This is a genomic window from Streptomyces sp. NPDC056361 (assembly GCF_042262805.1).
In the GTDB taxonomy this organism is placed as follows: Bacteria; Actinomycetota; Actinomycetes; order Streptomycetales; family Streptomycetaceae; genus Streptomyces.
Genome location: NZ_JBHJQI010000208.1, coordinates 1 through 10,233 on the forward strand (window position 1 = coordinate 1; position 10,233 = coordinate 10,233).

A 10,233-nucleotide genomic window follows, 5' to 3' on the forward strand; every position below is an offset into this window, starting at 1 on the left:
CCCCGCGCGAGCGGGGAGCAGTCTTCCTGAGCTGCAGTTTTATCCCATGCCCAAGCCCAGTCGAACTACTTTCACCGAAACCGACAAAACACCCGACACGGCAATTCGCCGCTCCCCCGCAGGCTGCCCAACCTGCCGAACAACACAAGACCACTCACGCAGGCATGGGGAGGGGCAGGTCGGGACGACATCCATGGATGCAGGGAGCAGCAGTGCTCGAAGTGCAGGTAGATCTCGGCCTTTGGATCATCCCCGGGTAGGCGAGGAACAGACTTGCTCCCGTTCTGGAGACGAAGCCCCTCCGGGGACCCGTGATTCAGGTCGTCAGTTCCACCTCGATGGCCAGGACTCCAAGGGCCTCCTTCTCAGGGCCGTAGATGGCGCGGATGTCGACGAGCTGCTAGCTACGGCTGGCGGTCGGGTTGACGTTCACCGGGCCTTCGCCGTCAAGGAGGGACTCGAAGTCGGGGTACTCCGTGACGCGCAGGACCTGGACGTCGCAGATCTCATCACTGCCCTTGATACGGAAGCGGATGGTGTCGCCGGCGGCAAGGTCCGCGAGGTGCGGGTACTTGACCCGCACCTCGATCGTCTTGGTGCCCGCAGCGAAAAGCTCGAAGTACCGGCGGTAGAGATTGAGCTCACGGACCCGGGCAGGGCTGTCAGTCATTGAGGGGAACGCTCCTGGCAGACGGTACGGTCATCAGACGGCCGATCCCAGCAGCCGAGTACGAGCAAAAGAAGCAGCGGGGTCGGAGAGCAAGATCTCGGTCACCACAAACAACGAACCACCCTGGCAAACCCCTCCCCCTGAACAAGACCACCCCCACAGGTACAGAGAGCAGTGGGTGTCCCCGGTACATGCCGCGTGGGGTGGGAACCATCCCCGCGAGCGCAGGGAGCAGAATCCGACCTGGTTGGTCTCGGCGTAGAGCTCGGGACCATCCCCGCGGGTGCGGGGCGCAGGCGTCGTGCCGAGTACTCGGCACGCCCGCTTGTCGCGGGCGGCATGGTGCTCTCTCTCACCGCCCACCCGCGCGCTGTGGATCTAGGGGGTGTGCGCGGGGGACGACGAGGCCCGTCTCGTAGGCGAGGATGACCAGTTGGGCGCGGTCGCGGGCGCCGAGCTTGGCGAGGGCTCGGGTGGCGTGCGTCTTGGCGGTGAGAGGGCTGATGACGAGCCGTTCGGCGATCTGGTCGTTGGAGAGGCCGGTGGCGATGAGGCGGGTGATCTCTCGCTCGCGAGCGGTGAGGACGGACAGCCGCTCGGGTGTCCCGGCGGGGGCGGCCGGGTGGTGGACGAACTGTTCGATGACCCGGCGGGTCGCGCTCGGGGAGAGCAGGGCGTCGCCGGCGGCGACGGCCCGGACCGCTTGGCGGAGTTCGTTGGGCTCGATCTCTTTGGTGAGGAAGCCGCTGGCGCCGGCGCGGAGGGCGGCGAAGACGTACTCGTCGGTCTCGAAGGTGGTGAGGACGATGACCCGGCACTCCGTCAGGTCGGGGTCCCCGGCGAGGGTTCGGGTGGCGGTGAGGCCGTCGGTGCCGGGCATGCGGATGTCCATGAGGACGACGTCGGGGCGGACGGCGCGGGCGGTGCGGACGGCCTCGTCGCCGGTGCCGGCCTCGCCCACGACCTCGATGTCCTTGGCGCGGCCGAGGAGGCTGCGGAAGCCGGCCCGCACCAGGGCCTGGTCGTCGGCGAGGAGCACCTTGATGGTCTTGGCCGTCATGGGCGTCATGGGCGTCATGGGCGTCATGGGCGGAAGCCTGGCACAGGAAGGACGGCTCGGACGAGCCATCCAGCCCGGTCCTCGGCCCTTCCCGCGGTGAGTTCGCCGCCGAGGGCGTGGACGCGTTCGGCCATGCCCCGCAGTCCGTTGCCGGGGGTGTGGGAGGGGTCCGGGCCGGGCGGGGTGCGGCCGTCGTCGGCGACGGTCACCTCCATGCGGCCGTCGCCGCACCGGACGGTGACCTCGGCCCGTGAGGCTCCTGCGTGGCGGACGGTGTTGGTGAGGGACTCCTGGACGATGCGGTGGACGGCGAGGGAGACCGGGGCGGGGACGACGGCGAGATCGCCGGTCGTCTCCAGGCGGATGTCCAGGTCGGCGGTACGCATACGGTCGACGAGGCCGGCGAGTTCGGGGGCTCCGGCGGCGGGTTCGGCCGGGGAGTCCCCCGGTGCGCGCAGGACGTGGACGAGGGCGCGGAGGTCCCGCACGGCGGCGGACCTGACCTCCTGGGCGGTGGCGAGGGCGGCCCTGGCCTCCTCCGGGGAGTCGTCCAGGGCCTCGTCCGTGACGCGGAGCTGGAGACCGACGACGGTGAGGGTGTGGCCGACGACGTCGTGGAGTTCGCGGGCGATGTCCAGGCGGGCCTCCGCGATGCGGCGGCCGGTCTCCAGCTCCTGTTCCCGGGCGGCCCTGAGGATCTGCTCGTCGCGGGCGGCGTGCCAGCGGAGCCGGTCGCGGTGGGCGGCGGCCCCGGCGAGGAGCACCGCCAGCCACAGCGCCTCTGCGCCGAGTGAGGCGAGGGCCTCGCGCGGGGCGGCGCCGCCCGCGGTGGTCTCCCAGACGGCGGCGAAGGCGAGTTCGGCGAGGCCGACGGCGGCGGCCCACGGCAGACCGGGGCGGTCGGAGCGGCCGGCGGCGGCCAGACCCGCGTACGCGACGGACACCGGCCACACCCAGCCGGTGTCGGTGAGTCCGGCGGTGCGGAAGACGATGACGGCCTGCACTGACAGCAGCAGCACGGCGAGCGGCCACCGGCGGCGGGCCAGGAGCAGCAGGCCCAGCCAGAGGGCGAGCGGCAGAGCGCCCGCCAGGTCCAGCCGGCCGCCGAGACGGGCGGTGCCCACCAGGACGGCGACGGCGGTGACGGCCGCGAGCAGCCCATCGGCGAGGTTCGGGGTGGTGGGGCGGAAGGCCGCCGATCGGTCCATGGGGTGATCATGCACGGCGGGTCGTCCCCCGGACAGGGGCGGCGGTGAGAGCGAGGGCGAGCCAGCCGAGGTCGGCTGCAAGCACCAGGCGCTCCACGAGGCCGACGAGGGTCGGGGCGCCAGCCACGCCAAGCGAGGGGCCGCCGTCCATCACGTCGACAAGGAGGACGGCGAGGAGGGCCGTGGTCAGGATCGAGGCCGCGGCGAGGACGGTGAAGGCGGTACGCAGCCGGGGGCGACGGGCCGTCAGGGTCCGGCGGAGCAGGACGGCAGCCGTCGGGAGGGCGGCGAAGGCGAGGAAGGCGGCGTTGCCGTGGACGAGTTCGGACAGGGAGGGGCGGTGGTGGTGGCCGGGTGGGTCGGCGGGGAAGACCCCCGCGGTCAGGATGCCCGCGGCCCACACCACGAGGGCAGTACGGGACGCCCGGCCCGCTACGCCCCAGAGGCGTGCCGTGAGGGCGGCGGAGGCCGCGGCGACGGCCAGCAGGGACGCCGGGAGCAGCCAGCCGGCGGTGCCGTGGACATAGCGGCTGAGGGTCTCGCCCACCAGGTCGTAGCGGGGGTTCAGGAGTTCCACCGCCGTCATGGCGAGGGCTCCGGTACCGATCAGAGCGAGCGGGGCCCGTACCCCCGCGGTCGTCGCCACCGTCCTCATCGTCGTCGTCATCGTGCCGTCCCCTTCCTGTCGTCGTACCGGCCGATCCGGTGCCCCGGACGCTACGGAGGGGAAGGGGGTGGCCGCGTCCTGCCGGCGCAGTGGCTTCGGCGTACACCGGACGGTGGCGGGGGTCAGCCGTTCTGCACCGTTCGGTGTACGGCACGGGGTACAGGTCGTCCGCAAACACCTCGCTGTCCTCCGCTCCGGCAACGCCGAACCCATCCGCGCGGACAACCCCAGCCCCCGCAAAATCACCGGTTGGATCATGCGACCGCAGGACACGCTCCCACCCGAAGTCGACCGCCGCCTGCTCGACGTGCGGATCGCCTGCCCCGACATCGCCCGGGCCTGCGACCTCGCCCGCGCCTTCGCCGAGCTCCTCCGTCACCGCCGCGGCTTCCTACTGACCCAGTGGATCCGCCAGGCTGAGCTAAGGGCTGTCCCGTAAATGACCTTCGAGCCGCCTCGGGTGTGGTTGGCCGCTGTGCGGCCCGCTGGCCTATCCGGTGAGAGTGAGGTTGTGCATGCGGGCGATGCCGAGCATGGCGTGATGGACACCGTCGCCTTTGAGGCGGCAGTCGCGGAGGATCTTCCAGGTCTTCATGCGGGCGAAGACGTGCTCGACGCGGGCCCGGACTTGCTTGTGAGACTTGTTGTGCGCCTCCTTCCACTCGGGCAGGTCTTTGCCCTTTCGCCGACGGTGAGGCATGACGAGCCCGGTGCCCAGGTAGCCGCCGTCGGCGGTCGTCAGTGTGTTGCCGACGGCGGCCTTGGCGCCGGATTCCTCCCACGCCTTGCAGTCGTTGCGGTTTCCGGCGAGCGGCCGACCGACCACGACGACCAGACGGGTGTCGGCGTCGATGACGACCTGGTGGCTGGTGGAGTACCGGTAGTTTTTGGACTGCTCGGCCACGGACTTCGATACCCCGAAGAGCGGGGCAAGCTGGCGCAGAGTCAAGTTGGTGCGCCAGTACGTCGTGACCAGCAGCACCCGGTCCTCCAGCGGCAGCCCCACGGCCGGCCCCGCCGCACCTCGTCGGCTCCCTCGCGGCGCAGCGCGGTCACCCGCTTGCCGAAGCAGCGCGGGCTCAGCCCGGCGAACGGGGCTATCCAGGACGGGGCCGACGCCGTGATCACTCCAGTCACAGCAAGATCATGGCGCCAGCCGGTGGCCTGTTGCACGACCCGGTCATAGGTCGCCTGGCCAGGGCCTCACCCATAGCTGCACCATGCTCAGGGCACCGCTGGGGCCGGCACGAGGATCTGATGAGGAGCAAGGGCGTGGGAAGTCTGTTGAGGAGCGTCTCCGGGGTCCGCTGGGGAGAACTGCGCGACGCGACGGGCGCCGCAGCCAGCGGTATCCCTCCTCTGCTGTCCCGGATCGCATACGGGGACGAGGACACGGCCCGCATCGCCATCGATGACCTGGGCGATGCCATCTGCGCGCTGGGGTTCGTTGTCGGCGAGGTGACAGCTCCCACCGTCCCGTTCCTTCTCGAACTGGTCGGGTCCCCGCACATGGCCTGCAAGGCCGAGTTGTTGGACCTGCTGGGAAGTATCTGCCGGACCGACCAGTGGCACTCCGCCGCTTCGGCGATGCAGGACCGCAAGCACGATGCGAGCTACCGGCAGCAAACCGGCTGGGAGGCGGCCTCAAGGACAGCCGTGTACGCAGGCCGGTCAGTCATCGAGGGTGTCGCCTCCTCCGTACGGCCAGAGGAAGCGACACCTGCTCGGAAGTTGTTGCAGGTGATGGACGACACCCTGCCGTTCCCGGAGCTATGAGGGATCTTTGCGGGACAGCCCTTGGCTCCAGGGTGCATGGCGGCGCGGCAAGGAAGAGGTTTCCTGACGCGGCGCTACCGTCATGAGGGTGACAGGAATCAATGCCGACGGGCGGTGGTCCGAATCCATGCCGGCGGCCTATGAGCAGTACCTCGTGCCGGTGGTCTTCCGGCCCTTCGCCGAGGACCTGAGCGCCCGGGCGGCGGCACTCCACCCTGGTCGAGTCCTCGAACTGGCTGCGGGGACCGGCGTGTTGACAACGGACTTGCTCGCAGCAGCACCCTCGGCCGAGGTGACGGCCACCGACCTGAATGAGACCATGGTCGCTTTCGGGTCGACCCAGGCCCCGGGCGCGGTGTGGCGGCAGGCCGACGCGCAACGGCTGCCGTTCCCGGACGGAGGCTTCGACCTGGTGGTCTGCCAGTTCGGCGTGATGTTCTTTCCCGACCGTATCGAGGCCTTCACCGAGGTCCACCGGGTGTTGGCCCCGGGCGGCCGGTTCCTGTTCAACACCTGGGGCCCACTCGGGACGCACGCCTTCGAAGTCGCGCTGCAGGCCGGGCTGGAGCGGGCCTTTCCGGTCGACCCGCCACAGTTCTTCCAGACGGTTCCGCACGGCTATGTCGACCCCGCTGTCGTGGCCGCTGATCTGGCGGCCGCCGGGCTCACTGTCGAGGACGAGCAGGAGCTGATGCTTCAGGGCCGGGCCGCGTCGACCGCCGACCTTGCCACCGGGTATCTCACTGGGACACCGGTGCGCGCGGCCGTTGAGGAGCGTGACGACGGACCGGCTGTCCGGGCCACCGTCATCGAGGGGATGACAGCCCTGCTGGGTCCGGGGCCGGTCACCGCCCCGATGACGGCGTACGTCTTCCGCGCCGCGGCCCGAACGCAGGACGCGCCCGCACCGGGGATGGGCGTGAGTCGGCCTTGACGGGGCGCGTCGCACGGACGCCTGGTGCCCATCAGGCAACGTTCGCCCTGGTGACGACCTTGTGTAGCCGTTCGTCGGCAGCATGCTTGTTCCGCCAGATGATGTAGCGGCGGATCATGCTGCCCTACTCTTTGTGGCTGGCGTGGTCGGTGCCGTCGAGGGCGAAGTAGCGCAGGGCGGTGAATTGGGCCTCGATCTGGTTGAGCCAGAAGCTATTGGTCGGGGTGTAAGCGATCTCGACGTTGTTCTCCGCGGCCCAGGTCCCGACCCGCTGACAACGCTTCGTCGTCAGGTGCGGTGAGTAGTTGTCACAGACGATTGCGATGCGCACGTCCGTCGGATGGAGTCAGCGCAGGTAGCGGCAGAACTCCAGGAACTTGGAGCGGTTCTTGGTCTTCTTGATGTGCCCGTAGAGCTGGTCCTTGGCGAGGTCGTAGGCGGCGAACAGGTGCCGGACCCCGTGCGGTCGGGTGTAGGTCGCCCGCCGCCGTGGCCGGGGCTCGCGATCGGGGCCCTTGTGCCTTCCGCTGCGTTCGGCCCACTGCCGGCCGGGGTGGGGTTGCAGGTTGAACGGCTCGAACTCGTCCAGGCAGAAGATGGCTTCGGGCTCGCCATCCTCCGGTATGACCTCGCCGTCGGCGATCGCGTAGAGGTGCTCGACGCGGGCCTGACGGCGGTCGTGTCGGTGAAGCTGGACCGTCCCGAGTTCGAGGGCTCCACACGCGGCGTGCTGGGCAACTCCGAAGTGCGCGAACGTGTCGGATAGACCGTCCAGGACCGCCTCGGCAGGTGACTGAAGGAAGACCCGGAGCGGGCCGCTGCCGTCATCGACCAGATCGTCCTGGGTGCCCGCCGGGGCTGACCAACAATGAACCGCCCTGCAGACGAACTATTCTCGAAGGTCACACCTACACAGTCACGAGGTTCGGTAGATGGAATTGTTGATGCAACTCAAGAGGGCACTAGACGGCCTTGAGTCATCGGACCTCGAGTCCCGTGTCAGGGCGGTCGAGGACCTCTCGGTCTGCTCCTCGGACATTGTTGAGCACGTAGTTAAAGCGCTTGAGTTGGAGCAAGAGGCTCCGCACCTGATCGTCGAGCGCATGGGACGGTTTGGGTCGCTCGCGATCGCTCCGCTCGAACGCTTGCACCAGGATACTGACGATGAGAGCTTGCAGTTCATGACAGCTTCGGCACTGCTCTACATGGGAAGCATTATCGGTATTCCGTCGCTCCTGGCGGTCGTTGCGACAGGGAACCCGCGCCTTTGTATGGCTGCCACGTCGCTTGCCGCGGCCCAAGTTTCGGAGGCGGCGAAGCCGATTGAAAGAGCCCTCATGGAGTGTGAGCTTTCAGACAGCAAGACCTTGGAGTGCCTCTCCGCATCTCTCCGAGAGCTGAAGCACCCCCTGTCAGAAAATACTCGCCTTCGCTTGTCTGAGGTTGAGCCAGAGTGGCTGCGTAATTCACTGCTCGACTAACCTCGAAATTTCGTGACGGCCCGCCGGATTCCTTCGGCGGGCCGTGTGATCAACACGCCAGCCACGGCGAGAACCGTGAGCGTTTTCAACGAGGCCACTGATCAGGTGATACCGGTCAGGTCGAGGTGAGGACCGCAACGGACATAGCTCCCGTGCCGTTGGTGGAGGTGTTCGAGGTCTCAACCCATCGACACAGAAGCCCTGTCAGTTCCCTATCCTGCCGTACTCGACCTCCCGCACGGACTGGTCGAGTGGGTCACGATGCTCATCGTCACCCGTGAGGGTGGCCAGCGGTACAAAATCCCGCCGCACCAGCGGGCGCTCGTCGGTCTGGTGTACCTGCGCCGCCACGACACCCTCGCCCGGATCGCGTCCGGCTTCGGGATATCTGTCGGCACCGTCCACGCGTATGTCGCCGCCGTGACCGGCCTGCTCGCTGAACAGTCCCCGGGCCTGCTCAAGGCACTGCGCGAGCATGATCCGGAGTTCGTCCTGCTGGACGGGACCCTCGCCGAGTGCGACCGCGTCGGCGACAGTCGCGCGGACTACTCGGCCAAGCACCGCCGGCACGGCGTGAACGTCCAGGTCGTCACCGACCCCACTGGTGAGGTCCTGTGGATCTCGCCCGCGCTGCCCGGCCGCACCCACGACCTGACAGCGGCCCGCACCCGCCGCATCATCCGGATCTGCGAGCGTCAGGGCGTCCCGATCCTCGCCGACCGCGCCTACCAGGGCGCCGGCCCCTGGGTCACCGCCGGACTCAAACGGCCACCGGGCGGTGAACTCACTCTCACCCAGCGCACCGTCAACCGGGCCCTGGCCGCGGCGAGGGCACCGGTCGAACGCGGCATGGCACGGCTGAAGTCCTGGCAGATCTTCTGCAGATCCCGCATCAGCCCCGACCGCATGAGCGTCATCACCAAAGCCGTCCTCACCTGGAGAGGCAACGCTGAAAACGCTCAATGACGCGGCGGTGGCGGAGTGCCACATGATCGACGGGAAATCCTAGGTGGTCCCGCTGGGCGGCGCGACCCGCCGGACGGTCAGGCCCGTGCGACGGTGAACAGCACGGGCGTACGGATGCCGGTGTAGGCGGCGGAGTCGGCCACGGTCGCGGCAAGCCAGCCGACCGCGTCGCAGGACCATTCCGCCAACTCGCCGGAGAGTGTCATTCCGTGCAAGGGCGGACCGTTCCAGAAGCGGTCGTCGAATGGCGGCGGCGGAAAGTCTTCCGGGGGAACGAGCTCGTCGAGCTCGCCCGCGAATACGTTCTGGTCCGGAGGGACGATGAGGCGGGCGAGCCGCGGTGCCACCGCCGGGATTGACGGGTCGAGGCCGCCGTCGATGCGGACTTTCACCGAGACCCGCGCCCGCGGGTCGCACTCGCCGAACCAGTCCGGCGTTCGCATGGACGGCACCATCGCGTACGGCGGGCGAGCCGAGACGTCGATGCCCTGCACCGGCAGAAGGACCTGGACCGCGGTGAGACGCACGGCGCCGACCCGCTCTGTCGTGTCCTGCGCGCACCGTAGAAACGGCTGCACGGGCAGCGGGCGGTCGTCGGCCAACGCGCTCGCCTCGATCTGGAACCACGAGATCAGGTTCGATCCCGGAGCGGCAAGGGGGTGGCTCCAACCCGCGTCGTTCATGGCCCACAGCCCCGGCGCGGCGAATGCGCGCCTGCCAGGGCTGTTCCCTTCCTCAGCACCCGGCCGGTCGTCGAGCCAGCCCATTGCGAGCGACCGCTGATGGAACAACTGGTACGCGTCGTGCTCCGAGGCGGGATCGTGCCACGCGTGTGGGATCAGCTCTCCGTAGAGTGCGGCGAACATGGTTCCTGCGGTGGGACGAGCGGTGGGCGCGATGCCCGGCTGCGCGGTGGCATCCTGCTCCGGCATGTCGCTCTCCCCTGCAGATTGACTTCAACGGCCTGTGCCTGGAGGTAGCCGGCAGCGCCTCTCAGTACACTCGGCAGTCCATTTCGGCCTGGTTCATCGGTTTCTCTCCGCTGTCGATCTCGCCGATCACATCGACGTCCCCGTGGTTGCGCCAGGACGTGCGTTGGGTGTCGCGGCAGTCACGGCGGGCCGTTGTGTGTTGAGTGCTTCCGCCACCAGGCTTGAGTGTCTTGGTTTCCGAACATGCCTGTTGCCGGCAGGTGTTGTCCGTGTACCACTCGTACAGGCAGTTGAACACCTTGGCGCGGTCGTTGCTGCAGTTCCCCTTCTCCCACCACCCGTGGCCAGAGGCCGCCACTCCGGTGCTCGACCGGTGAGGATTGTCCCTCCCGCTGACCGGTGTGCATCCGAGCGTCGCAGCTTGCCGGGGCGTGTCTGATTCATTGAGCCTCTTCCAACCTGACGGATGCGACCGCGTGTTGGATGGTTCTGCACAACGACGAAGCTCCTGGTAGATGGGTTCTCGACCAAGATCACCC

At 68.6% G+C, this 10,233-nt stretch carries 9 protein-coding genes and 4 pseudogenes; 5 read left to right on the forward strand and 8 right to left on the reverse strand.

Going from position 1 to position 10,233, the window contains the following annotated elements; translation table 11 throughout:
• Window positions 1-316: 316 nt before the first annotated feature.
• The 4 genes and pseudogenes from ACFCY7_RS37630 to ACFCY7_RS37645 form a co-directional block, all read right to left on the reverse strand.
• Window positions 317-670 (reverse strand): annotated as a pseudogene (locus tag ACFCY7_RS37630) (ASCH domain-containing protein).
• A gap of 352 nt (window positions 671-1,022) precedes the next feature.
• Window positions 1,023-1,757, reverse strand: a complete 735-nt coding sequence (locus ACFCY7_RS37635) for a response regulator (protein ID WP_376490586.1) — start codon at window positions 1,755-1,757, stop codon at window positions 1,023-1,025.
• Window positions 1,754-2,938 (reverse strand): sensor histidine kinase, encoded by a 1,185-nt coding sequence (locus ACFCY7_RS37640; RefSeq protein WP_376490587.1) that lies wholly within the window; start codon window positions 2,936-2,938, stop codon window positions 1,754-1,756. Before ACFCY7_RS37640 ends, ACFCY7_RS37635 begins: the two co-directional genes overlap by 4 nt.
• Before the next feature lie 7 nt (window positions 2,939-2,945).
• Window positions 2,946-3,605: a DUF998 domain-containing protein gene (locus ACFCY7_RS37645; RefSeq protein ID WP_376490588.1), complete on the reverse strand. Its 660-nt coding sequence runs from the start codon at window positions 3,603-3,605 to the stop codon at window positions 2,946-2,948.
• Window positions 3,606-3,861: 256 nt separating this feature from the next.
• Between ACFCY7_RS37645 and ACFCY7_RS37650 the strand changes: the two genes are divergently transcribed.
• Window positions 3,862-4,044 (forward strand): hypothetical protein, encoded by a 183-nt coding sequence (locus ACFCY7_RS37650; protein WP_376490589.1) that lies wholly within the window; start codon window positions 3,862-3,864, stop codon window positions 4,042-4,044.
• Between the two features lie 51 nt (window positions 4,045-4,095).
• Here ACFCY7_RS37650 and ACFCY7_RS37655 read toward each other — a convergent pair.
• Window positions 4,096-4,742, reverse strand: a pseudogene (locus tag ACFCY7_RS37655) (transposase).
• A 135-nt stretch (window positions 4,743-4,877) separates the two neighbouring features.
• Here ACFCY7_RS37655 and ACFCY7_RS37660 point away from each other — a divergent pair.
• Together ACFCY7_RS37660 and ACFCY7_RS37665 are read left to right on the forward strand one after the other, a co-directional pair.
• On the forward strand, window positions 4,878-5,381 hold the full coding sequence (locus ACFCY7_RS37660) for a hypothetical protein (protein WP_376490590.1): 504 nt from the start codon (window positions 4,878-4,880) through the stop codon (window positions 5,379-5,381).
• 82 nt (window positions 5,382-5,463) lie between these two features.
• The gene (locus tag ACFCY7_RS37665; RefSeq protein WP_376490591.1) at window positions 5,464-6,315 is read left to right on the forward strand and encodes a class I SAM-dependent methyltransferase; all 852 of its coding nucleotides are present in this window, start codon (window positions 5,464-5,466) and stop codon (window positions 6,313-6,315) included.
• 31 nt (window positions 6,316-6,346) lie between these two features.
• Here the strand turns inward: ACFCY7_RS37665 and ACFCY7_RS37670 are convergent.
• Window positions 6,347-6,985 (reverse strand): annotated as a pseudogene (locus tag ACFCY7_RS37670) (transposase); the annotation flags it as partial.
• Window positions 6,986-7,247: 262 nt separating this feature from the next.
• Here ACFCY7_RS37670 and ACFCY7_RS37675 point away from each other — a divergent pair.
• Window positions 7,248-7,796 (forward strand): hypothetical protein, encoded by a 549-nt coding sequence (locus ACFCY7_RS37675; protein WP_376490592.1) that lies wholly within the window; start codon window positions 7,248-7,250, stop codon window positions 7,794-7,796.
• Window positions 7,797-8,057: 261 nt separating this feature from the next.
• Window positions 8,058-8,749: pseudogene (locus ACFCY7_RS37680) on the forward strand (transposase family protein).
• A gap of 90 nt (window positions 8,750-8,839) precedes the next feature.
• On the opposite strand, the gene ACFCY7_RS37685 reads toward ACFCY7_RS37680, so the two are convergent.
• Window positions 8,840-9,694: a hypothetical protein gene (locus ACFCY7_RS37685; protein WP_376490593.1), complete on the reverse strand. Its 855-nt coding sequence runs from the start codon at window positions 9,692-9,694 to the stop codon at window positions 8,840-8,842.
• A gap of 61 nt (window positions 9,695-9,755) precedes the next feature.
• Window positions 9,756-10,233, reverse strand: a 478-nt coding sequence (locus ACFCY7_RS37690) for a hypothetical protein (protein ID WP_376490594.1), incomplete at its 5' end; no start/stop codon positions are given.